Here is a 23,933-nt window from a genome sequence, read left to right on the forward strand (position 1 = left end):
TAAAATCAATGTTTTGTTTTGTTGTCTGAAAGTCTTTTTGGATGATAAGAATCTTTATATATGTGAAGTAAATTTTTTTTGTTAACATAAAACTATCGTTTCATTGAATTGTTGAAATATTTTGTAAATTGCGCTATAAAATTATCATATTCGTAAAATGGAACTACAAAAAGCATATATTCCTAAAAATAAAGTAAGAATTGTAACCGCTGCTTCGCTTTTTGACGGACATGATGCAGCCATTAATATAATGCGCCGTATTATTCAGTCAACCGGAGTCGAAGTTATTCATCTTGGACACGACAGAAGCGTTGAAGAAGTAGTAAATACTGCCATTCAGGAAGATGCTAATGCGATCGCAATGACATCGTACCAAGGCGGACACAATGAATACTTTAAATATATGTACGATCTGCTTCATGAAAAAGGAGCAGGGCACATTAAAATTTTCGGAGGCGGGGGAGGTGTAATTCTGCCAAGCGAGATCTCTGAATTGCATGAATATGGAATTACAAGAATTTATTCTCCGGATGACGGACGTTCGTTAGGACTTCAGGGAATGATTAATGATTTGGTTGAACGTGCCGATTTTTCTATTGGAGATAAATTGAACGGAGAAATCGATTATATCGAAAGCAAAACACCAACTGCAATTGCACGTTTGATTTCTTCTGCAGAAAATTTCCCTGAAATTGCGAAATCAGCTTTTGACAAAATTCATGAAATTAATACGAATTCTAAAATTCCGGTTTTAGGAATTACAGGAACGGGCGGTGCCGGAAAATCATCTTTGGTTGATGAATTAGTGCGCCGTTTCTTAATTGATTTCCCGGAAAAAACAATCGGATTGATTTCTGTCGATCCTTCGAAAAGAAAAACAGGAGGAGCACTTTTAGGAGACAGAATCCGAATGAATGCGATTAATAATCCTCGTGTTTATATGCGTTCACTGGCGACGCGTCAGTCGAATTTGGCTTTGTCTAAATATGTAGCCGAAGCGATTCAGGTTTTGAAAGCTGCAAAATACGATTTGATTATTCTGGAAACTTCCGGAATCGGTCAGTCTGATACGGAGATTATGGATCATTCGGATGTTTCTTTATATGTAATGACGCCAGAATTTGGTGCAGCAACACAATTGGAAAAAATCGACATGCTTGATTTTGCCGATTTAGTAGCCCTGAACAAATTTGATAAACGTGGTGCGCTTGATGCATTGCGTGATGTAAAAAAACAATACCAGCGCAACCATAATCTGTGGGATAAAAATCCGGACGAAATGCCGGTTTTCGGAACAATTGCTTCGCAGTTTAACGATCCGGGAATGAACACGCTTTATAAAGCGATTATGGATAAAGTGGTAGAGAAAACCGATTCAGATTTGAAATCGACTTTTGAAATCACTAAAGAAATGAGCGAGAAAATATTCGTGATTCCGTCGGGAAGAACACGTTATTTATCTGAAATCGCTGAGAATAACAGAAGTTATGATGAAACGGCAACTGCACAGCAAAAAGTAGCTCAGAAATTATACGGAATTTTTAAAACCATAGAATCAGTTTCAGGAAAAGTTCCTCAAATTAGAAAAGCAGGAATTGATGATTCGACTGTTTTACCAGGCGGAATTGCAGAACACGACGAAAACAGAATCTTTTTAAATCTTTTACTGAATCAATTCGATAAAGTAAAAATGGATTTAGATCCGTACAATTGGGAAATTATCCTGAATTGGGCTGATAAAGTTGCGAAATACAAAAATCCGGTTTACTCATTTAAAGTTCGTGATAAAGAAATCAAAATCGCGACACATTCTGAAAGTTTATCGCATTTACAAATTCCGAAAATTGCTTTGCCTAAATATGAAGGCTGGGGTGATATCCTGCGTTGGAATTTACAGGAAAATATTCCTGGAGAATTTCCGTTTGCTTCGGGATTATATCCGTTTAAACGTGAAGGCGAAGATCCGTCAAGGATGTTTGCAGGCGAGGGCGGACCGGAAAGAACCAACAAGCGTTTTCATTACGTAAGTGCGGGAATGCCGGCAAAACGCCTTTCGACCGCTTTTGATAGTGTGACTTTATACGGAAACGATCCAGATTTACGTCCGGATATTTACGGGAAAATTGGAAATGCGGGAGTTTCTATCTGCTGTTTAGACGATGCTAAAAAACTATATTCAGGTTTCGATTTGGTTCATGCATTGACTTCAGTAAGTATGACGATTAACGGGCCTGCGCCAATGCTTTTAGGTTTCTTTATGAATGCGGCAATCGATCAGCAATGTGAATTGTACATTAAAGCCAATGATTTAGAAAAAGAAGTTGAAGCTAAAATCAACAAAATATATAAAGACAAAGGAATAGAAAGACCGAAATACCAAGGCGAACTTCCAGCTGAAAACAACGGTTTAGGATTAATGCTTTTGGGCGTTACGGGAGATCAGGTTTTGCCTTTGGAAGTTTATAATGAAATTAAAACCAAAACTTTATCGCAAGTTAGAGGAACAGTTCAGGCTGATATTTTAAAAGAAGATCAGGCGCAGAATACTTGTATTTTCTCAACAGAATTTGCGTTGCGATTAATGGGAGACGTTCAGGAATATTTTATCAATAAAAACGTTCGTAATTTCTATTCGGTTTCGATTTCCGGATATCATATTGCCGAGGCGGGAGCAAACCCAATTACGCAATTGGCGTTTACGCTTTCAAATGGTTTCACTTACGTTGAATATTATTTGAGCCGTGGAATGAACATCAACGATTTTGGACCAAATTTATCGTTCTTCTTCTCAAATGGAGTAGATCCGGAATATTCAGTAATTGGTCGTGTGGCGCGTAAAATTTGGGCAAAAGCCATGAAAAATAAATACGGAGCCAACGAAAGAGCCCAAATGCTGAAATACCATATTCAGACTTCCGGGCGTTCTTTACACGCGCAGGAAATTGATTTCAACGATATCAGAACGACTTTGCAGGCTTTATACGCAATTTATGACAACTGTAATTCATTGCACACAAACGCTTACGACGAAGCGATTACAACGCCAACAGAAGAATCTGTTCGTCGTGCCATGGCGGTTCAGCTGATTATCAATAAAGAATTAGGTTTAGCGAAAAACGAAAACCCAATTCAGGGTTCGTTCATCATCGAAGAATTAACCGATTTAGTAGAAGAAGCCGTTCTTCAAGAATTCGACAGAATTACAGAAAGAGGCGGAGTTCTAGGCGCAATGGAAACAATGTACCAACGTTCTAAAATTCAGGAAGAAAGTTTGTATTACGAAACCTTAAAACATAATGGCGATTTCCCAATTGTGGGTGTAAACACTTTCTTGAGTTCAAAAGGTTCGCCGACTGTAATTCCGGCAGAGGTTATTCGTGCCACAGAAGAAGAAAAACAATACCAGATTACGATGCTGGATAATCTGCATAATTTCCACGAAGCAAAAGTAAACGAGCATTTAAATGCTTTGCAGCAAGCGGCTATTAAAAACGAAAACTTATTCGATTATTTAATGGAAGCTACAAAGGTTTGTTCGCTCGGACAGATTACTTCGGCTTTGTTTGAAGTGGGTGGGCAGTATAGGAGAAATATGTAGAATTTTTATTGTTTAATTTACCCCTGATTAAAAATGGCTCATCGCTGAGCCATTTAGCGGGAGGTACGGGGCTCGAACCCGTATAGGTGTTATCCTAACACTGTTTATCAGACAGGTGCCTTAACCATTCAGTCCAACCTCAGAAAAGCAACATGTTACTTTCTTGAGCTTAACTTTTGATGTTACAAAGGTACTCTTAATATAATAGGTTGTCAATCCATTTTAATAGAAAGAATTTATAATGAAATAATCTAATTTAATAAATGATTATAAATAGAACAAACTGATTTATAATGTTTTAATGGGAAATTGATATTAGATACAACAGATGTTTTATTGAGATTTTATTTTTGTTACTGTAATAATTTTAAGTATTAATTACTTATTTTGGTATGTTTGTTATACCAAAATAAATATCATTTTTTTTGCAATTAAAAACATTTGATTAAAGAGTAAAAGAAGATATTTCTGTTAGAGTTGAAATTGACAAGTGCTAAAATACATAGTAATTATTAAATAATTTAAACATGGCAAATTCATTAGAAGGAAAAAAACAATCTTGGGATGGAATGTTTTATAGTATTCAAAGAATTGATTTGTTAATAATTTCAATTTGTGGTGCCGGAATTTATGTTTGCTTGGAAACAATTAAATATATTGCTACTACTCATAATTTATGTGCCGAAACACTATATATTAAAGTGTCAGCTGGTTCTTTTTTAGGAGGCATAATTCTTAATTTTGTATCTCAACAATATGGATATAAAGCTAATCTTCAAAGCTATTTGATGTATGACTGTGAAATTGAAATTGAAGAAAAGAAAGCTTTATCAGAAACTGAAGATTTAATAGTTGCATTAGAAAAGTTAACCGATTGTCGAGATGATTATGATAGAAAATCAGAAAAGTTCTCAAACCTAACAACACGTTATAATAATATTAGTATGTTTCTTATGTTTGTAGGTTTGATTTGTACTTTTATATTTTTTCTAATTACCTTTTAGGGGGTCTTGGAATTCCTTTTTGCTCTAAGCCTCTATCTGGAGAAGTAGTTGGTCTTTCAGGTGGTTTTTGGGTGGGTTGTGGTCTTGGTGTTTCTTTGTCTGACATATTAAAATTTATTAGATTTGATTTTGAAATATAAACATACAGTTTTTTTTATTCACTTCAAATATCAAATAAACAAATATCTATAATTTATAAAAATAGAAATTTTAATTGCGGAGAGATACATCGGAGCAACGGAATAAATTCATGTTTCAATTGGTTGATTAATCCTAATACTTTTAATTTCTTTATTGCTGTATTGCTACGCTTGTGTCTAATGTCATTAAGTTCAGGATTAAAAGATAAAATGATAGCTTATTTTTGATTATTGATATAAAACCTCCTAAAATCAACAATCTAATATTTAGCCAAACCAAATCTGAAATCAAAAATCGTTAATCCTCAATCTAAAATCTCTTAACTTAATGACATTGCGCTCGCGCCAGCATAAAGATTCCTTCTCTTTGGGAATGACAATATTGAGGTTGCTTTTAAAAAACTCAATCATAACCACCAACAACCTCCCCAAAATCACTCAAAACCTCCATTTCTTCCAAAGGCAACAGCTGAAGTACAGTTTCTAAAATAAGTCCCACATTAATAGGTTCATTGTTTTTATCAGCAATTTTAGGTATTTCCGGATCCAGCGCCAAAATGCACAATTTAAGCAGATCAGTAATTAAGCCTCCGAGTTCGACATAATTAGAAAGCTTAATTTGAGCAATGTACGCTTTTGAATTGTCAGGAGCCGGTTTTAATGTTTGAAAAGACCGGGCAGCTAATTTTTTGAGAATTTCTAAATTTCTAATTTCAGTGGTTTCCATTTCGTTGGTTTTTGAGTGTGAATCGTTTTAGAATTTGACTTTTAGAATTTATTATACCAATTTGATTTGTATTTTAGTCCAAAATATTCTGGTATAATGCCGATGTGATATGAAAATGGTACAATGAAATTGGACTATAATTGAATATGCAATCGGTATTATTATCAGAAAAAATGTATTTTTGTTTCACACCGCAAGAAAGAAATAGATTACACGGTATCAAATCATTTTTTGCCGTATGATACGGCGCTAAATATGTTTTTTACATATTTCTTGTTAATGAACTTAATTATTATCTTTGAATTATGAGCACACTTACAAAACCAAATCATATAGGACGAAAAATAAGCCGCATTCGTGAACTTCGTGACATGAAACAGGAAGCATTGGCACAAGCTTTAGGAACAAACCAGCAAGCAGTTTCGGCTTTAGAAAACAGTGAAACGATAGATGAGCAAAAGCTTATCGAAGTGGCAAAAGCACTTGGTGTGACGGTTGAAGCCATTAAGAATTTTTCTGAAGAAGGCGTGATCAATTATTTTAATACCTTCAATGAAAGTCCTAACAACTATTTTGGACTTAGTAATTGCACTTTCAATCCATTAGATAAATTAATGGAAACTGTAGAAGAAAATAAAAACCTTTATGAGCGTTTGCTTCAGTCGGAAAAAGATAAAATCGAATATTTAGAAAAATTACTTAAAGGAAAATAATAAGCACAATAGAAATATAAAAAGCAGCCTGATGAAGAGCTGCTTTTATTATTTTAGAAGAGTAGATGTATTAAACCTTTTTCTTTATTATTCCTTTTATTTTCAGCTTTTCAAGAACAGCATCCGCCTTTTCATTTTCACAAATAAATCGTAACGATTCTGCATAACGATAATAATATTCAGGAGCTAAATCTAAAGTCAGTGAAAAAAGCTTGCTATACCATTCGGCAGCCTTTTCCAGTTTAAAATGTGAATAAGATGAATCTCCTAATTTTTGAAATAAGTCTACTGACTTGTAGCCTTTTGCAGCAATTCTTTCGTATGTTTTCATTACATCTACATAAGCATATTTGTCGCTTACTTTGTCTGTAATAAATACTTTTTCATTTTGGGCTGAAGCACTAAATGAAAAAATAGCCCATAATACTAAAATAAAAAGTCTTTTTTGCATACGCATAGGATTAAGAGAATAGCTTGGTGGTATTGTTTTTTGTTTTCGCAAATATATCTAAATCAGTTAAATAAGATATGTTTTGGTGATTTTTTTAGAAAATTTAACGATTTTAAGGGAGTTATCTAAAATTTTTCAGACATTTTAAGGCAGAAAAATATTCAATTCAGTTATATAGTATAATTTTATGGTTAACCCGTTGAGTGAAATTGATTAAAAAAAATGATTTGATTAATAAAAGTATAAAATTGGGAGTAAAACATTATTTATAACTTAAGGAATTGGTGTCATCCTGAGCGGAGTCGAAGGCTTTTGAATACGAAAGGGCTTCGACTCCGCTCAGCCTGATACTTATTTTTAATTTCATCCAACGGGTTATAGTTAATTAAACTGGCACTGTTATGACTATTCAGGAGTATTACAATAAAATGAGCACTTTGATTATAGAGGGAAATATTCCCCAGTTTTTAGATAGTGTTAGTTTAGAAAATATTGTTTTAAAAATTATTGATGATGGAGACATAACTTGTTTTACTCCGGGAACTCTTTTTTATCAATCGGATTCTAAATTTGCCCCAAATAATGAAATTATACAATGGTTTGCAGATCGTTCCGGTTTACTATTTTTATTTGAAAAAGAACCAGGAAATGTATGCTTTGCTAATAGCGATGAATTGCGGCCGGAATTCAGGCAAAGTTTTACAATAATAGATATGTTAGATTACATGTATGCTTTTGTACATTCTTCTTATTATAAAGAATTTCAAAAAATAGTCATTCCGTCAGAGGCACATAGTTTTTGGAAACTTGTCGAAATTGGTTCCCGTTTGCGTAAAGATAATACATAAAAAAACAGTTCCTTGCGAAACTGTTCTTTACATAGATAAATTGGGGGCAAATATTATTATCGACGAAAAGCTGGGCTTTCGTTTACAGACTGGTCTAATGCAATTGCTTTTGATTTTTTTGCAGAAACTCTAATTTTATGATTTACTACTTTGTTGTTTTCTGAAACTTTTAAGTAATAAGTTCCTGCAGGGTAGGTTTCGAGGCTTAAGGTTTTTGAAACTTCTAATTCATTTGAAGAAACTTCTCCTGAGTAAAGTAAATTTTGATTTTCATCAAGAATAGAAAAATTGGATTTTTCATCAGCGTTTAAGGTAAAGCTGACTACTTTTCCGTTTCCGGTTTTTATATACAGGATATAATCGCCTTTTTCATTATTTGCATAAGTACTTAGTGTTGTTAAAAATACAGCTACAACAAAGCTCAATCTTAGGATTTGTTTCATCTCTTTTTTTAATTTTTAATTTTAATTTTCTTATTCGTGGTATTGACAAAACTACAAATAGTTACCATATTTCAAAAATTTTACTATCTTTTTTATTAACAGTAAGTTGTTGAATTAAAAGTATTTCCGTGTTTTTTCTTCTATATGTACGTATTTATTGGGCTGATGGTTTTGTTATTTTGAATTATTTCTAAATTTTTAACAAACAATCGGTTGTCTTTTTTCAGTAATAGTTTGTTAAAATTTTTAAAACGTATTTATTTTGAAGCTTTTGGATAAAAAAAACAGCTCAAGAACCACCAAGAGCTGTTTTAAAAACCGTTAAGTTTTAAACTTTACTAACTATCTAACCTCATTTTATACTGTATGCAGTATAACTTTTTTAGCGTACTGCTACGCTTGTGTTTTTATAAACTGAAGAAATTGCTTTTGTAGATAAAACCGTAGCTTTATCAGTAATCGTAATTTCGTGTTTTGTTGTTTTTACGCTGTCTTCAATTAAAAGGAAATATTTTCCTGATGGAAACTCCTCAAAGCTGAAGGTTTTTAGGATTCCGTCTTTACCTGAAGCATTTTCAGAATAAATAAGAGTACCATCAGTGTCATATATAGCTAAATGAGCTTTTTTTACATTATTTAAAGCAAAAGTTACTTCTTTACCGTTTCCTTTAATTACATGAAGAGCAAAACCTCCATTTCCGTCAATTGCATAAGTACTTCCTGTGAAAAGTACTGCACATACTAAACTTAATTTTAACATCTTTTTCATGATCAATATTTTTTAAATTATTTGTTCTAATTCTATAGTGCTAAATTACTTCTGTTATGCGCCAAAACGCACAACCATATTTGCAGATATATATGCTATATTCTCATTTACGAAACCGTTATATGTTAAATTTTAAATTATTCTTGGTGTTTTTGCTGATTTGGTTATTATTTTTTAAAATTTTCACATCGATTACGAATATAAAGCCCATTGGATCGGTTTTGTTGAAAAAATGTAATTTTTGTAGGAAAAAATTAAGGTTATTGCAATTTTTATTTGTTGTTTATTTTGTAAAAGTGTAATCCAAGAGGTGTAAATGTATGTTTCGTTGAAGAAAATCATGTGAAAATAGTAAAATAAGGATAATTTGAGAACAAATTCGTTTTCTTTAACTTGTCGGCAATTTGAATTTCAACTGACAAAAACAGGTGAGATGTGCGAATTTGTTTTTCAAATAAAATCATGGTTTATTGAAGATGGATTTGAAAATAAAAACGCATAAAAAAAACAGCCCAATAACCAAATGAGCTGTTTCTCAATAAAAGCATTTACTTTTTAATGCTGTAACTACCAAACCATTTTTTTATACAAAATTGTATAAATTTTAAATTAACGTGCAGCTACGTTCGAATTTTTAGCAGAATCTGTTTTGTAAACTGATGAAATTGCTTTTGTAGACAAAATTGATTTATTGCCTGTAATTGTAATTTCATGTTTTACTTTTTTTACACTGTCTTCTACTTCCAGGAAATAAGTCCCTTCCGGAAATTCTTCTAAACTGAATGTTCTTAAAATTCCATCTTTGCCTGTTGCGCTTTCAGAATAAATGAGCGTGCCGTCTGTGTCATAGATTGTCAATTTTGCTTTTTTTACATTGTTCAGAGCAAAAGTGATCAATTTACCATTTCCTTTTAATACATGAAGATTGAAATCTTCATTACCATCGATAGCATAAGTACTTGTTCCAAAAAGCACTGCTAACACTAAACTTAATTTTGAAATCTTTTTCATGTCAATAGTTTTTAAATTAATAGTTTAATTCTCTGATGCTAAATTACTTGTATAATTGATTATTTCGTGCTACTGTGTTTTCTTATTTATGTGCTATATTCTCATTTACGAAACCGATATAGGTTAAAATGTAAAATTATTATCATGTGTTTTGTTAAATTGTTTACAATAATTTAAAAAATAACTACTTTGGAATTTACTATTTTATGATGTTTACATTATTTTTTAATCATATTAAAATTGTATTTTTTCGAAGAATTAAAAACAAAAAAAAACAGCTCAAGAACCACCAAGAGCTGTTTTAAAAACCGTTAAGTTTTAAACTTTACTAACTATCTAACCTCATTTTATACTGTGTATGCAGTATAACTTTTTTAGCGTACTGCTACGCTTGTATTTTCAGCAGAACCTGCTTTATAAACTGATGAAATTGCTTTAGGTGATAAAACCACTTTGTTATAAGTAACAGTTATTTCATGTTTTGTAATTTTTGCTTTATCTTCTATTTTTAAGATATAAGTTCCTTCTGGAAAATCTTCAAATGTGATTCTTTTTAGGATTCCATCTTTTCCTGAAGCATTTTCAGAATAAAGTATAGTTCCATCCTGATCGTATATCATTAATTTTGCTTGGGTCGCATTTTCTAATCCAAATGTAACTTCGTTGCCATTTTCTTTAATTATATGAAGGATATAATCTTCATTTCCGTCAATTGCGTATGTATTAATTCCTGAAAAAAGTACTGCAATTACTAAACTTAATTTTAACATCTTTTTCATGATTACTATATTTTAAAGTTTTTTTGTTCTAATTCTATAGTGCTAAATTACTTCAGTAATGCATGAAAATCCACAACGGTATTTGCAGATATATATGCTGTATTCGCATTTACGAAACCGTTATATGTTAAATTTTGGATTATTCTTGGTATTTTTGCTAATTTGATTATTATTTTTTAAAATTTTCACATCAATTACGAATATAAAGTCTATTGAATCAGTTTTGCTGAAAAAGTGTAATTTTTGTAGGAAAAAATTAAGGTTATTGCAATTTTTGTTTGTTGTTTATTTTGTAAAAGTGTAATTCAAGAGGTGTAAATGTATGTTTTGTTAAAGAAAATCATGGTTTATTGAAGATGGATTTGAAAATAAAAACGCATAGATTCCATGAAATAAGTTTTTTCCGGAAATTCCTCTAAACTGAATGTTCTTAAAATTCCGTTTTTGCCTGTAGCGCTTTAGGGATAAATAAGCGTACCGTCTGTGTTATAGATTGCCAATTTTGCTTTTTTACATTGTTCAGAGCAAAAGTGATCAATTTGCTATTCCCTTTTTAATACATGAAGATTGAAATCTTTTTTATGTCAATAGTTTTTAAATTGATTTAATTATTTGATTTTTAATTACTCGTGTAATTTATTGTTTTGCACGACTGTGTTTTCATATTTATATATTATATTCTTATTTGTAAAACTATATAAGTCAAAATATAGAATTATTATCATTAGTTTTATTAAATGGTTTGTAGTTTTTTTTTAAAAAACAACTATTTTGAGGATTTTTTGTTTTATCATGTTTAGACTGTTTTTTAGTTACATCAAAATTGTCTTTTTATTTTATTTCGGAAGAATTAAAACAAAAAAAAACAGCTCAAGAACCACCAAGAGCTGTTTTAAAACCGTTAAGTTTTAAACTTTACTAACTATCTAACCTCATTTTATACTGTATGCAGTATAACTTTTTTAGCGTACTGCTACGCTAGTATTTTTAGCAGAGATTCCTGCTTTATAAATTGAAGAAATTGCTTTTGTTGATAAAACCGTAGTGTCATCAGTAATCGTAATTTCGTGTTTTGTAGTCTGTGTACTATCATCAATTACTAAGAAATAAGTTCCTTCCGGAAATTCTGCAAAGCTGAAAGTTTTTAGAATCCCGTCTTTACCTGTAGCATTTTCAGAATAAATCAGGGTTCCTTCTTTATCATATATAGATAAGTGTGCTTTATTTACATTGTTTAATGCAAAAGTCACTTCTTTTCCATTCTCTTTAATTACATGAAGAGTAAAATCTTCATTTCCTCCGATTGCATAAATACTTCCTGTAAAAAGTACTGCACATACTAAACTTAATTTTAACATCTTTTTCATGATTAATATTTTTAAAATTATTTGTTCTAATTCTATAGTGCTAAATTACTTCTGTAATGTGTGAAAATACACAACCGTATTTGCAGATATATATGCTATATTCGCATTTACGAAACCGTTATATGTTAAAATTTGAATTATTCTTGGTGTTTTTGCGAATTTGGCTATTATTTTTTAAAATTTTTGCACCCATTACGAATTCAAAAAACAAAATATTGTTTTTGTTGAGATAATGTAATTTTTGTAGGAAAAAAATAAGGGTATCGCAATTTTTATCTATTTCTTGATTTGAAAAACTGTAATTTGAGAGGTGTAAATATATGTTTTATTGCATAAAAGTTTGGAAAATCAATAAAACAAGGATAATTTGAGAACAAATTTGTTTTCTTCAGTATAACGACATTTTAAGCTTAAGCAAAAAAAAGTCTCATATATGTGCGAATTTTTCCTTTCAAAAAAATGTCGTTTTTTAATTGTTTGAAGAATTGATTTTTAAAAATCTGAAAAGTATTAGTATCCTAAACTTAATTTAAAATCTTTTTCATAGCTTTAGTATTTAATAGTCTAATTCTTTGAGGTTAAATTACTTCTGCTGTAAAAGCGTTTTTTGTATGCACTTGTTTGTTAATATTAATGCAATATTCTCATTTACGAAAGCGATGTAGGTTAAAGTTTGAATTATTTTAGGCTTTTTTGTTAATTTTGTTTTTATTATTTAATCTTTATGAAATGAAACCAATTGCCCCAGCTCTTGAGATAATATCAAACTCATACGGAAGTTCCTTTACCTATACCAAGCATGCTCATAAGACGAACAGTAAATCGCACTTATTGCACTATCATCCCGAAATTGAAATTGTTTTTGTGAATGGCGGAGCAGGGAAGAGGCAAATAGGAAGTCATATTTCGTATTATACCAATGGATCCTTAATTCTGATAGGTTCTAATTTGCCGCACTGTGGATTTACTAATGAAAAAACGGGAAATAAGGATGAAACGGTTATTCATTTTAAACCTGATTTTCTAGGGAATGATTTTTTTAATATTCCTGAAATGAAAAAGATTCAGAAACTTCTTGAACAGGCGAAGGCCGGAATTGCGTTTGGAGGGGAAACTAAAAAGTTAATCGGAACCAGAATGGAGTTAATGGAGAACAAATCTCCGTTTGAACGTTTCCTGACTCTTTTGAGTATTCTAAAAGATTTAGCGTCTTCTGAAGAATATACGATTTTAAATGCTGATGGATTTTTAATGGAAATGCAGGTGCCGGATAATGACCGAATGAATATAGTATTTAGTTATGTGAAAGATCATTTTCAGGAACCAATTTCTGTAGACGAAGTTTCGAGTCTGGTAAGTATGACAACATCGTCTTTCTGTCGTTATTTTAAAAAAATATCCAATAAAACATTTACAGAATTTGTAAACGAATACCGCTTGGTTCATGCTTCAAAACTTTTGGCAGAGAAACCTATAAGTATAAACGAAGTTTGTTATGAAAGTGGATTTAATAACTTTAGTCATTTCAGTAAATCGTTTAAACAATATACAGGTAAAAGCGCTTCAGAATACAGACAGGAGCACAGAGCGACGATTATGTAAAAAATCATATATTTCTAAAATATTAACCATCAAATTTGTTGATGGTTTTTTTATGTCTTTTATAAATAAATAATATTAGTACGCCTTGCTAATATTGGCAGAATTCACTGTCTTTCCATTTGTTGTTTTCGATAAAATTTTTATTGACAATCAGGTAATTGCTGAAAAATAATGAGAAAATTTTGCTTATAGACCGTTAAATTTTTTTTTTGGTTTGATTTTTGGAATACCTTTAAATATAAACTTTAAAAAAAATATATTATGAAAAAGATATTGACACTTTTTGCAGTTGTTGGATTATTTGCATTTACAAGTTGTGAAGGACCGGAAGGGCCTCCGGGAGAGCCAGGTCCGATTTCTTATGTTTATGAAGTTGATGCTAACTTTGTTGGACCCAACTATTCTGTTACTAGCAATCCGTCAGGAATGTTATCAGGAGATAATATTTTAGTATATGAATTAGTTGGTACAGCTGGGGGAGATAGTTGGGCATTATTACCCCAGATATACTATTTTAATGATGGATTAGAGTCAGCTCAATATAATTACACTTTCTCGAAAAATAGAATTACAATCTTTATAAAAGGTAGCTTGAGTGATTTATCTGAGTTGCCTAATAGTTTTAGAACAGGAAAAACATTTAGGATTGTAATTGTTCCTGGTGATGATGGATTAAATGCTAAAAAAGTAAAGCCTGATTATTCAGATTATAATGAAGTTATCGAAAGATATAATATTGACGATAGTAACGTTCAAAAATTAAACTAATTATTATTTTAAAAGCAAAAAGGAAATCGTAAGATTTCCTTTTTTTATTGCTCTCAGATCGGGGTTTAAAACTCTGCAATTTATTGTAGTACTTTAGTAATGCGAAAAAATATAGTCTTTGACTTTTTTAATATTGATAAAAAGTTTTCAAAATTGAGAAACTGAAAGTCTCTCGTCAAACAAACCTCTGCACTGAAAGTACAGAGTGGTTTAGTTAAGTTTTATTGTTTTATAAATGTACTATTGAAATTATCCCTAGTATCAATACTAATAAAATACGTGCCAGCTGTTAATTGTGAAACATCTATACTGATTAAATTCGAATTTATTACTGAGAAATTATAGTTGGTCGTAATTCCCATAATATTTGTAATTCTTAATTTGGCATTTGAAATATCATCCTTACTTTGAATATTTAAAGTTGATGATGTAGGATTTGGGTATATTTTTGTATAAGCTTCACTTGAACTTCCGCTTAGAGAGATTTCATTGCTAAAGCTAGATGTTGTTTTATTAATCAATTTAGTATCATAATATTGATAGTTAATTTTTGCTATTCTTCTATAATTGTAAGAAGATTCAAATTTAAAAGTAGCAACACCAGTACGACCACCATTGTTTATTACTTTTAATGAAGATAATGGAGGTAAGTAATCTTTCGAAGTTGCTCCAGATATATCAGACCAAATTGAGATTCCTCTCGATATAGTTTGACTTTGCCATTGATATGAAATAGAGTTTGTTTTAAAATTTGTTCCTTGGATATTTGTTTCGTCCATAATTGGTGTTGATCCATTTATAATTGTAGGAGCCTCAAAATTTGTTAATGATGATATGTTTAAAGTTTGATCACAACAAATGATGTTATTGTATCTCATTCCTCTAGTCATTATTTTAACTTCATTGCTAACTCTTGAGATTCCGCCATATGATGCAATTCTTCTAACTACGTAATAATTATCTTCTGAATTTGAATTCGGTGGAGTAAAACCATATAAATTAGAAGAATTATCACTAATTATTGGAATCCAATTTTTAAGAGTTAAATTATCCTTGTTTGTTTTAGCGTACTCCCATGAATAAGTTGCATCTCTAGAGATTTCATCAGCTCTATCGTATACATGATATGGATCTCTTAGAATGTTTAAGTCTACCATTGAAGCAGTACCAATAAAATCAATAGATTTTAAACTTGAAAACTCAACAAAGCCATCTGAATTTGCATCAGTAGCATTATTTGGACCAATGTTGTTGCTTAAAATTGGAGAAGGGACTACTTTTATTTTTACAGTATTACTTTGATTTGGATACTCATTACCATAAACGTATCCAAGTTGTCTATTAATAGTTATATCTTTTAATTCTGTTGTATAATCTAAATATAAAATTTTATTTAGATCGTCATAATTATCAATATTACCGTTATTAATGATTATTCTACGAGTTATTCCATACGGTAAGCCTTCATAAGGATTTAAATATTGTGAACCAGTTATTGGAGCGGGTTTATCTCCCAATCTAATAGTTTGATTGCAGCATAAAGTGTTAACAATTTTATTTGGGTTAGGGGCATCTGCTGGAGGATTTAAATTTGTCCCTGTGTTCACAGTAGAGTTTTTAATAACCGTAATATTTGAGCTCTTGTATGTAACGCCATTATTGTATTCAGCAAATATAAAACCACCAGAGGTTAAAAAATCGCTCCAGTTCAAGTTTATGATAAAACTTCTGGTAGCAACTTTTCCTCCGCCAAAATACAATGCTCCACCATCACCACCTGTAGTTATATTTGATCCTAAAGCAGTTCCTTTTGAGAAGTAGATTTTTATAGTGCCTTGATCTCCCACGGCAGCTGCTGTGGGAATCTCTACTTTTACTGATAGTGAAATAGTTGATGTTGGTATAGATCCTAAATTAATAGATCCGCTACTAAAACCTAATCCGTTTACTAACGTGGGGGTAAGCGTAACTTTTTGCCCAAACATTGAAATGTTTAATAAGAGCAGTAAAACGAGATGAACGTAATTTTTTCTCATGATAAAATTTATAATTTATAATGAGGCAAAAATAGCTTTTTAATAACGTATAATCCTACTTGTTATGTTTATTTTTGAAAGTTTTTATTTATGATTTTAATCTATTCTAAATCCGTAAGTTCTTTTTCTTTTCCAAATTTCAGAGAAACCAGAATCCCAACTAAGAGTGAAACAGCGATAAATCCTAATGAAGCCCATTCAGGAAGGTGGATGTAATCGTGAAGTATCATTTTTAATCCTACAAAAGCCAAAATAGCAACTAAGCTATATTCAAGATAACTGAATTTTGCCAGCATATTTGCAAGGAAAAAGTACATAGAACGTAATCCCAGAATTGCAAAAATATTGGAGCTGAATACCAAAAATGGGTCAGAGGTAATCGCCAGAATTGCAGGAACACTGTCTACAGCAAATAGTACATCCATAAATTCAATAACTATAAGGGCTACAAATAAAGGAGTGGCTGCTTTTTTTCCTTTTTCGTTCAGAATGAAAAATTTTTCATGATCTGTGTGAGAAGTTATCGGGATAATTTTTCCTAATGTTTTGTAAATAAAAGAGTCTTTGGGGTGAAAATCTTCTCCTTCGTTTGAAAAAAGCATTTTTATGGCTGTAAAAATAAGGAAGCCGCCAAATAAATAAGTAGTCCAGCTAAATTTATTGATGAGCATCACGCCAAAGAAAATCATTAATCCACGGAAGACGATTGCGCCAAGGATTCCCCAAAATAAAACGCGGTGCTGGTATTTTTGCGGAATTTTAAAGGATGCAAAAATAATAGCGATTACAAAAATATTGTCAACACTTAAAGAAAGCTCAATCAGATAACCGGTAATAAACTTCATGGAAGCAACCGCAGGTTTTAGTTTATCTGGATTAGCAATATAATCTGTAGTGTAAAGCCAATAAATAACTCCTGAAAAAAGGAAAGAAAGTGTAACCCAAATGAGTGTCCATTTGCTGGCTTCTTTGGTACTAATGATATGTGGTGTTTTGTTGAAAACGCCTAGATCTAAAGCGAGTATAAATATAACAGCTAATAAAAATAAAGTCCAGACTATCATAATTCTTTGTTTTTAAAGTGTTTATACAAAGATAGCTTATGGAGTTCAACTTAAAAGTTAATTTTATTAGAATATTTCTTTTGAAATGAAGTATTTATACTTTTAGGACAGAGAGGTGTTAAGATTTGTAGTTTTATCCAAACTGAAAAATGTAAATGTTGGTCATAATTTATTAAATAAAAAAAGTGCCATCAATTACGATGGCACTTTTAGAATATAAATTAAGCTTTGAATTATAGTGCTGAGTTAACAGTTTTGATAATTCTTGCAGCAATTTTGTATGGGTCTCCGTTTGAAGCTGGTCTTCTGTCTTCCAACCATCCTTTCCATCCTTTTTGAACAGTCATTAAAGGAATACGGATTGAACATCCTCTGTCAGATACTCCGTAAGAGAAGTCATTGATAGAAGCAGTTTCGTGTTTACCAGTTAAACGTTGCTCGTTGTAAGCTCCGTAAACTGCGATGTGCTCTTTTGTAACAGGACGGAAAGCCTCACAGATTTTCTCATAAACTTCCTGAGAACCACATGTTCTAAGAACTGTGTTAGAGAAGTTAGCGTGCATTCCAGAACCATTCCAGTCTGTATCTCCTAGAGGTTTTGGGTGATATTCAATATAGTAACCATATTTCTCAGTCAAACGGTCTAATAGGTAACGAGCAACCCAGATTTCATCTCCGGCTTTTTTAGCTCCTTTAGCGAATAATTGGAATTCCCATTGTCCGCAAGCAACCTCTTGGTTGATTCCTTCGAAGTTGATTCCGGCAGCGATACATAAATCAGCATGCTCTTCAACTAATTTTCTTCCGTGTGTGTTTTTTCCACCTACTGAACAGTAGTACATCCCTTGTGGAGCAGGGTATCCTCCAACTGGGAAACCAAGTGGAAGTTGAGTTTTAGTATCCATGATGAAATACTCTTGTTCGAAACCAAACCAAAAATCATCATTATCATCATCAATAGTAGCTCTACCGTTAGAAGGGTGTGGAGTTCCGTCAGCATACATAACTTCTGACATTACTAAATATCCATTGATACGAGTTGGATCCGGATAAATTGCAACAGGAACCAAAAGACAATCAGAAGATCCTCCTTCAGCTTGTTTAGTTGATGAACCATCAAATGACCAGTTTCCAAGTTCTTCTAATGTTCCTTTGAAATTTTCGTGCTCTTCAACTTTAGTTTTACTTCTAAGATTTTGAGTTGGTTCATATCCATCTAACCAAATGTACTCTAACTTAATTTTAGCCATAATAATATAAATTAATTTTTTTTGTTTTTTCGCTGGGTCAAATATAGATTTAATTTTCAAGCCGTGAAAATTAGGGGGTGTATTTTGTTTAGATAGATATAATTTTTTACATAAGCGCAATTTACGAAGGGGTATATTTAAAAAATAGCAATTTTTTAATGTTTTAAAAATAAATTCGTAATAAAGATGTGGGTTTTTTAAATTTATTTCTATCCTAATTATGAAAAAATGTTTGTTTCCTTAGTAATATTCGTATGTTTTGTTATATTTTTTTAAAAGTGTTTCGAAATTCTTTAAAAAATGAATCTTTTATTGAAATAATCCTTTTCAAAAATCTGGAAGTTATAGTTAAAAAAGGCTTTTTTATTCTTTATATTTGTTCCTCTTTATTTTTATCACAACTATTAAGAATTTTAAAATTATATACATGGCAACATTACGTTTTCAGGCCTTACAGGAAGCTTCATCAAGAAAACCTGTAAATTTTGAGGAAATCGACAGAAAATCAACCATTTTTGGAGCAAATGTTTTTAATGAGAAAGCAATGAAGCAATATTTGACTTCTGATGCTTTGAAAGGGGTGAGGGATGCTATTCAACACGGAACAAAAATAGACAGAAAACTGGCAGATTATATTGCTATGGGAATGAAGGAATGGGCTTTGGCTAAAGGTGTTACGCATTATACACACTGGTTTCAGCCACTTACCGGAACTACAGCAGAAAAACATGATGCCTTTTTTGAAACTTCATATGATGGCAGTGATCCTGTAGAAAAATTTGGTGGTGCACAATTAGTACAGCAGGAACCAGATGCGTCAAGTTTTCCGAATGGCGGTATCAGAAATACATTTGAAGCGAGAGGATACACGGCATGGGATCCAACTTCTCCGGCGTTTATTTACGGAACGACCTTATGCATCCCAACTGTATTTATTGCTTATACGGGTGAAGCATTAGATAATAAAATTCCTTTATTGAGAGCTTTATCGGCTATGGATGAAGCGGCTACAGAAGTCTGCAGGTATTTTGATAAAAATGTTAAAAAGGTAACAGCTACATTGGGCTGGGAGCAGGAATACTTCCTGATTGATAAAGCTTTGGCAAATTCACGTCCTGATTTGATGATGACCGGAAGAACTTTATTAGGACATACTTCTGCAAAAGGTCAGCAATTAGATGATCATTATTTCGGATCTATTCCAACTCGTGCCTTAACTTATATGAGAGATTTGGAGCAGGAATGCATGTTGTTAGGAATTCCTGTAAAAACACGTCATAACGAGGTAGCGCCAAATCAGTTTGAGCTGGCTCCAATTTTTGAAGAAACCAATCTTGCAGTTGACCATAACTCCTTATTAATGGATGTGATGCAAAAAGTTGCTGAACGCCATGATTTTAAAGTTTTATTTCACGAAAAACCTTTTAAAGGTGTAAACGGTTCAGGAAAACATAATAACTGGTCGTTGGCGACTGATACAGGAGTTAACTTATTGAGTCCTAGTAAAACACCAATGAGTAATCTACAGTTTCTAACATTCTTTATTAATACTATAAAAGCGGTTAATGATAATGAAACTTTATTGAGAGCTTCTATCGCAACTGCGAGCAATGACCACAGGCTGGGAGCTAATGAAGCACCTCCGGCTATTATTTCGGTATTTATCGGAGAACAGTTAACCAAAGTTTTAACTGAATTGGAAAGCGTAACTACCGGAAAATTATCTCCTGAAGAAAAGACCGATTTAAAACTGAATGTTGTGGGTAAAATTCCGGATGTTCTTTTGGATAATACCGACAGAAACAGAACGTCTCCTTTTGCTTTTACAGGAAATAAATTCGAGTTTAGAGCAGTAGGTTCAAATTCAAATTGTTCCAATGCAATGACTACTTTGAATGCGATTGTAGCGAAACAATTGAAAGATTTTAAAATTGAAGTGGATACTTTGATTGATACCAAAGGGTTGAAAAAAGACGAAGCTATTTTTAATGTTTTAAGAGAATATATAAAAGAGTCTAAAAAAATCCTTTTTGAAGGTGACGGTTACAGTGATGCATGGGAAAAAGAAGCAGCAAAAAGAGGTTTAAGTAACTTTAAAACTACTCCTGAAGCAATTAAGGCCAAAGTTTCTAAAAAAGCATTGGATTTGTTTTCTGAATTAGGAATTCTAAATCACGTAGAAGCAGAAGCACGTTACGAAATAGAATTAGAAGAATACACTAAAAAAATCCAGATTGAAGGCAGGGTTTTAGGTGATATTTCAAGAAATCATGTTATTCCAACGGCTATTCGTTATCAAAACACCTTAATTGAAAATGTAAAAGGTTTAAAAGAAATTTTTGGAAAAGAATTTGAAACCATTGCAAAAGAGCAAATTGTTTTGATTAAAGAAATCTCTGGTCATATAGAAGGAATCAATTCAAAAGTGGAAGCGATGACTAACGAAAGAAGAACAGCAAATCATTTAACAGATGCTCAAAAAATGGCTGAAGCCTATTGTAATAAAGTCAAACCTTATTTTGAAGATATCCGTAATCATTGTGATAAACTCGAATTATTGGTAGATGATGAAAGCTGGACGCTGACTAAATACAGAGAACTCCTGCTTACGAAATAATTTTTTTTGATATTATTAAAATGCCTTTCCACTTTTTTGGAGAGGCATTTTTTTATTTCTAAAGTTTAAAGGGTAACAATTGTAAGTATAATTTGATATAGAGGTGTATATACAACTTTATTAACCTCAAAATACTTTACTATGAAAACAATTGTACATCTAATTACGGTAGTACTCATTTTAATGTCAGGGTCTGTTTTTGCACAAAAATATCAGGACACATTAATAACGGTCAGAAATGTCAGATTGCATTATGAATATGATGTAAGTTGGACTAAAGAAGTTAAAGCGAAGAATATTGAAGAATTTATTAAAAATCAATCTGAACCATCAGTTAAATCTTCTACACAAATCCAGTCTATTTTGCAAAATATAAAACCGTCTAAAAATCCTTGTGCAAATCCCGGATTTGAAAGCGGTTACAGTGGTTGGACAGGTCTGAGCCTTAAACACGGAATTACAACACTTCCGATTGAAAATGGCTTGACAGTAAATCCCGGTGTTTCGGCATTGCCTTTTACAGGTATAGCCTACGGGCAAAATTTCACTTCAATTGAAACAGCAGGAACAGATGCTCTTTTATTAGCATCGACTCCTTCTTTTTCAATGTCTAAAACAGCACCGGGCTCCACAGGGACACAATCAATTCGTTTAGGAAATGATCAGCCGGGTTATGGAGCAGAAGGTATTGCCAAACGTTTTGTGGTAACTGCTGCAAATGCAAAATACTATTTTCAATATGCCATGGTGATGGATAAAAGTCACTCAAACCCAAACGGAAGCGCAAACGGTTCAGAAGTCTTTTTTATTGCAGAAGCGGTAGATATGTCAGGAGTAACGGTAGATAAAATGGTAGATATTGCAGCTCCGTCAAATCCTTTTATAAGTGCAACTAATTCTCCTGGTGAAGGAGTGAAGTATTACAGAGACTGGCGCTGTGCTTATCTGGACTTATCAAGCCATATTGGAAGAGAAGTTGTAATTATGTTTATTAACTCAGATTGTTCTGCGGGAGGTCATAATGGATATACTTATATTGACGATACATGTACAACTTGTAAAAATACTTCAGAAGGAGTTATTGATTTAGATTTAAAAGGGCACGATTGTATAAATCCGAAACAAACTTTTAATGGAACATTTACCGTTCCTGCAGCAGCAACCAATGTTCAGATTAGTTTTGAAATTTATCAGAACGGAAATTTGTTAAATAGTATTTCGGCCTCAACGGTTTCAGGTACTAATTATACAGTTGATGTAGCTGCAACTGATTTTCCAAATCAGACACCGGGAACTTGTTATGATGTAGTGGCAAAACTCACTTTTAATTTGGTTGATTTAAACGGAAACATACAAACCGTTGTTCAGTATTCTGCAAATCCTGTTTTAGGGGTTCAATATGGTCAAACATCAGGTTTTGATAATGACATCTGTTTTTGTATAAATAATTTAGGCGCCTATTGTTGTGATTCTGAGAATTTGGTTGTGAATGGTAATTTTGAGGCAGGAAATTCAGGGTTTACAAGTACTTATACCTTAGATGTATCCACATATCCTGGACAATATAACGTAACGAATACTGCAGCAGCTTTTGGAGCAACAGTAACCGATCATTCGTTTTGCGCAGATCTTGTTGCGTATGCTTCAAATACGAATTATTTAACAGTTAATGGAAAAACTCAGCAATCAGGTTCTTCTGTGATTTGGGAGCAAACAATAACAGGATTGACAAGAGGAGTAAACTATCGTTTTTGTGCTAATTTCAAAAATATGAAGCAATGTACTTTTGATATTCTTCCAAAAGTTAGAATAGAAGCAGGAACGACTACTTCGACGGTGTTTACAGTAAATGTAGCAACAACTAATGCCTGTGACTGGCAAAATATCGATTTAGTTTTTACGGCAACAGGTACTAGTGAAACTGTTCGTATTTATCTTGACGAAACAGGTAACGGTGACGGAAATGACTTAGCCATTGACGATATTTATGTAGGTGCTTTAGGTGATGCCGGACTTGCGATTACGGTGCAGCACAATGGAACGAACAATGCAATTATTGCATCAGTGAATAGTATAGCAACAACAGACGACAGTATTAAAGGAAATTGCAGAAAATACCACTGGTATGTAGCCGAGGTAACTTCTTATCCTTCTGTTGTGATTAACTGGAGTACTTTTGCCCATGGAAATAATACAGGAAGTAATCTGCCTCCTTTTGCAGGAACTTCATCACCAACAACATGGGATCTGACTACGACTTTCCCTGGTTATACTTTTGCAAATAATAAATTGTATATCATTGGAATGTACACACCGGAATGTGATTGTTATGATAGTGATTTTACTTACCAGTTAACCTTTAATACGACTTCTAAATCAGCAAATACAGGCGGTATTACAGAAGAGCAAAAAGCAGAAATTATTGATGCTATTCTAAATGGATTAAAACCGGGAAAAACTGATTCTTCTACTACAGATGATCTGGAGAAAAATATCGAAGAGAATGTTCAGTTGTATCCTAATCCTGTAGCAAATGAATTAACTGTTTCTGCTTTGAACGAGGAAATTTCAGAAGTGATAATTTCAGATTCAGCGGGTAAAGTAGTTAAAAAACAATCTTTTGCTTCTCAGAACAGTGCTGAAAAAATCAATGTATCAGGCTTAACTCAGGGGCTTTATTTTGTCAAAGTAATAAGTGATAAAAATACCTATGTGTCGAAACTGATTAAAGACTAACTAATATTCA

General features: G+C 32.2%; 18 protein-coding genes, 1 tRNA gene and 1 pseudogene. 8 read left to right on the top strand and 12 right to left on the bottom strand.

The features are described 5' to 3' along the window. The first annotated feature begins 157 nt into the window (after positions 1-157). Positions 158-3,598 (top strand): methylmalonyl-CoA mutase family protein, encoded by a 3,441-nt coding sequence (locus GWR14_RS00505; protein ID WP_163406991.1) that lies wholly within the window; start codon positions 158-160, stop codon positions 3,596-3,598. 57 nt (positions 3,599-3,655) lie between these two features. Here the strand turns inward: GWR14_RS00505 and GWR14_RS00510 are convergent. Further along, positions 3,656-3,739: transfer RNA gene (locus GWR14_RS00510), tRNA-Ile, on the bottom strand. A 386-nt stretch (positions 3,740-4,125) separates the two neighbouring features. Between GWR14_RS00510 and GWR14_RS00515 the strand changes: the two genes are divergently transcribed. Next, positions 4,126-4,602, top strand: a complete 477-nt coding sequence (locus tag GWR14_RS00515) for a hypothetical protein (protein ID WP_163406992.1) — start codon at positions 4,126-4,128, stop codon at positions 4,600-4,602. 543 nt (positions 4,603-5,145) lie between these two features. Here GWR14_RS00515 and GWR14_RS00520 read toward each other — a convergent pair. After that, positions 5,146-5,469 (bottom strand): hypothetical protein, encoded by a 324-nt coding sequence (locus GWR14_RS00520; RefSeq protein WP_163406993.1) that lies wholly within the window; start codon positions 5,467-5,469, stop codon positions 5,146-5,148. A gap of 305 nt (positions 5,470-5,774) precedes the next feature. On the opposite strand from GWR14_RS00520, the gene GWR14_RS00525 reads away from it, so the two are divergent. After that, positions 5,775-6,182, top strand: coding sequence for a helix-turn-helix domain-containing protein (locus tag GWR14_RS00525; protein WP_163406994.1), 408 nt, complete (start codon positions 5,775-5,777; stop codon positions 6,180-6,182). A 70-nt stretch (positions 6,183-6,252) separates the two neighbouring features. On the opposite strand, the gene GWR14_RS00530 is transcribed toward GWR14_RS00525, so the two are convergent. Further along, complete coding sequence (locus tag GWR14_RS00530) at positions 6,253-6,633, bottom strand: flagellar motor protein MotB (RefSeq protein WP_163406995.1); 381 nt, start codon at positions 6,631-6,633, stop codon at positions 6,253-6,255. A 401-nt stretch (positions 6,634-7,034) separates the two neighbouring features. Between GWR14_RS00530 and GWR14_RS00535 the strand changes: the two genes are divergently transcribed. Continuing rightward, entirely contained in the window at positions 7,035-7,481 is a 447-nt protein-coding gene (locus GWR14_RS00535; protein WP_163406996.1) for a hypothetical protein, read from the top strand. 56 nt (positions 7,482-7,537) lie between these two features. Here the strand turns inward: GWR14_RS00535 and GWR14_RS00540 are convergent, their stop codons facing one another. The 6 genes and pseudogenes from GWR14_RS00540 to GWR14_RS00560 form a co-directional block, all read right to left on the bottom strand. Further along, entirely contained in the window at positions 7,538-7,924 is a 387-nt protein-coding gene (locus GWR14_RS00540) for a secretion protein (protein ID WP_163406997.1), read from the bottom strand. 382 nt (positions 7,925-8,306) lie between these two features. Further along, a complete protein-coding gene (locus GWR14_RS00545; RefSeq protein ID WP_163406998.1) occupies positions 8,307-8,693 on the bottom strand; it encodes a secretion protein in 387 nt (128 codons plus the stop codon). Positions 8,694-9,302: 609 nt separating this feature from the next. Further along, positions 9,303-9,704 (bottom strand): T9SS type A sorting domain-containing protein, encoded by a 402-nt coding sequence (locus tag GWR14_RS00550; RefSeq protein WP_163406999.1) that lies wholly within the window; start codon positions 9,702-9,704, stop codon positions 9,303-9,305. Positions 9,705-10,078: 374 nt separating this feature from the next. Next, complete coding sequence (locus tag GWR14_RS00555; protein ID WP_163407000.1) at positions 10,079-10,483, bottom strand: T9SS type A sorting domain-containing protein; 405 nt, start codon at positions 10,481-10,483, stop codon at positions 10,079-10,081. 383 nt (positions 10,484-10,866) lie between these two features. Next, positions 10,867-11,058: pseudogene (locus GWR14_RS24090) on the bottom strand (secretion protein); the annotation flags it as partial. A 387-nt stretch (positions 11,059-11,445) separates the two neighbouring features. After that, positions 11,446-11,850 carry a secretion protein gene (locus tag GWR14_RS00560; protein ID WP_163407001.1) on the bottom strand — a complete coding sequence of 135 codons (405 nt, stop codon included), beginning with the start codon at positions 11,848-11,850 and terminating at the stop codon, positions 11,446-11,448. Between the two features lie 729 nt (positions 11,851-12,579). Here GWR14_RS00560 and GWR14_RS00565 point away from each other — a divergent pair. Then, positions 12,580-13,452, top strand: coding sequence for an AraC family transcriptional regulator (locus GWR14_RS00565; RefSeq protein WP_163407002.1), 873 nt, complete (start codon positions 12,580-12,582; stop codon positions 13,450-13,452). Positions 13,453-13,713: 261 nt separating this feature from the next. Continuing rightward, entirely contained in the window at positions 13,714-14,220 is a 507-nt protein-coding gene (locus GWR14_RS00570) for a hypothetical protein (protein WP_163407003.1), read from the top strand. A 221-nt stretch (positions 14,221-14,441) separates the two neighbouring features. Here GWR14_RS00570 and GWR14_RS00575 read toward each other — a convergent pair whose 3' ends face one another. The 3 genes from GWR14_RS00575 to GWR14_RS00585 form a co-directional block, all read right to left on the bottom strand. After that, on the bottom strand, positions 14,442-16,256 hold the full coding sequence (locus GWR14_RS00575) for a T9SS type A sorting domain-containing protein (RefSeq protein ID WP_163407004.1): 1,815 nt from the start codon (positions 16,254-16,256) through the stop codon (positions 14,442-14,444). A gap of 101 nt (positions 16,257-16,357) precedes the next feature. Beyond that, positions 16,358-17,320, bottom strand: coding sequence for a TerC family protein (locus GWR14_RS00580; RefSeq protein ID WP_163407005.1), 963 nt, complete (start codon positions 17,318-17,320; stop codon positions 16,358-16,360). A 233-nt stretch (positions 17,321-17,553) separates the two neighbouring features. Further along, complete coding sequence (locus tag GWR14_RS00585; RefSeq protein WP_163407006.1) at positions 17,554-18,570, bottom strand: glutamine synthetase beta-grasp domain-containing protein; 1,017 nt, start codon at positions 18,568-18,570, stop codon at positions 17,554-17,556. Positions 18,571-18,997: 427 nt separating this feature from the next. Between GWR14_RS00585 and GWR14_RS00590 the strand changes: the two genes are divergently transcribed. Further along, on the top strand, positions 18,998-21,187 hold the full coding sequence (locus GWR14_RS00590) for a glutamine synthetase III family protein (RefSeq protein ID WP_163407007.1): 2,190 nt from the start codon (positions 18,998-19,000) through the stop codon (positions 21,185-21,187). Between the two features lie 141 nt (positions 21,188-21,328). Then, positions 21,329-23,923, top strand: coding sequence for a T9SS type A sorting domain-containing protein (locus tag GWR14_RS00595; RefSeq protein WP_163407008.1), 2,595 nt, complete (start codon positions 21,329-21,331; stop codon positions 23,921-23,923). Positions 23,924-23,933 lie beyond the last annotated feature (10 nt).

The sequence above is a fragment of the Flavobacterium ajazii genome, assembly GCF_010614725.1.
In the GTDB taxonomy this organism is placed as follows: domain Bacteria; phylum Bacteroidota; class Bacteroidia; order Flavobacteriales; family Flavobacteriaceae; genus Flavobacterium; species Flavobacterium ajazii.

Excerpts from the sequence above, each read along its gene's own strand:
- GWR14_RS00545 (WP_163406998.1), bottom strand. The coding sequence starts at position 8,693 with ATGAAAAAGATGTTAAAATTAAGTTTAGTATGTGCAGTACTTTTCACA.
- GWR14_RS00565 (WP_163407002.1), top strand. The coding sequence starts at position 12,580 with ATGAAACCAATTGCCCCAGCTCTTGAGATAATATCAAACTCATACGGA.
- GWR14_RS00540 (WP_163406997.1), bottom strand. The coding sequence starts at position 7,924 with ATGAAACAAATCCTAAGATTGAGCTTTGTTGTAGCTGTATTTTTAACA.
- GWR14_RS00590 (WP_163407007.1), top strand. The coding sequence starts at position 18,998 with ATGGCAACATTACGTTTTCAGGCCTTACAGGAAGCTTCATCAAGAAAA.
- GWR14_RS00515 (WP_163406992.1), top strand. The coding sequence starts at position 4,126 with ATGGCAAATTCATTAGAAGGAAAAAAACAATCTTGGGATGGAATGTTT.
- GWR14_RS00555 (WP_163407000.1), bottom strand. The coding sequence starts at position 10,483 with ATGAAAAAGATGTTAAAATTAAGTTTAGTAATTGCAGTACTTTTTTCA.
- GWR14_RS00580 (WP_163407005.1), bottom strand. The coding sequence starts at position 17,320 with ATGATAGTCTGGACTTTATTTTTATTAGCTGTTATATTTATACTCGCT.
- GWR14_RS00530 (WP_163406995.1), bottom strand. The coding sequence starts at position 6,633 with ATGCAAAAAAGACTTTTTATTTTAGTATTATGGGCTATTTTTTCATTT.
- GWR14_RS00575 (WP_163407004.1), bottom strand. The coding sequence starts at position 16,256 with ATGAGAAAAAATTACGTTCATCTCGTTTTACTGCTCTTATTAAACATT.
- GWR14_RS00560 (WP_163407001.1), bottom strand. The coding sequence starts at position 11,850 with ATGAAAAAGATGTTAAAATTAAGTTTAGTATGTGCAGTACTTTTTACA.
- GWR14_RS00585 (WP_163407006.1), bottom strand. The coding sequence starts at position 18,570 with ATGGCTAAAATTAAGTTAGAGTACATTTGGTTAGATGGATATGAACCA.
- GWR14_RS00595 (WP_163407008.1), top strand. The coding sequence starts at position 21,329 with ATGAAAACAATTGTACATCTAATTACGGTAGTACTCATTTTAATGTCA.
- GWR14_RS00570 (WP_163407003.1), top strand. The coding sequence starts at position 13,714 with ATGAAAAAGATATTGACACTTTTTGCAGTTGTTGGATTATTTGCATTT.
- GWR14_RS00535 (WP_163406996.1), top strand. The coding sequence starts at position 7,035 with ATGACTATTCAGGAGTATTACAATAAAATGAGCACTTTGATTATAGAG.
- GWR14_RS00550 (WP_163406999.1), bottom strand. The coding sequence starts at position 9,704 with ATGAAAAAGATTTCAAAATTAAGTTTAGTGTTAGCAGTGCTTTTTGGA.
- GWR14_RS00525 (WP_163406994.1), top strand. The coding sequence starts at position 5,775 with ATGAGCACACTTACAAAACCAAATCATATAGGACGAAAAATAAGCCGC.
- GWR14_RS00505 (WP_163406991.1), top strand. The coding sequence starts at position 158 with ATGGAACTACAAAAAGCATATATTCCTAAAAATAAAGTAAGAATTGTA.
- GWR14_RS00520 (WP_163406993.1), bottom strand. The coding sequence starts at position 5,469 with ATGGAAACCACTGAAATTAGAAATTTAGAAATTCTCAAAAAATTAGCT.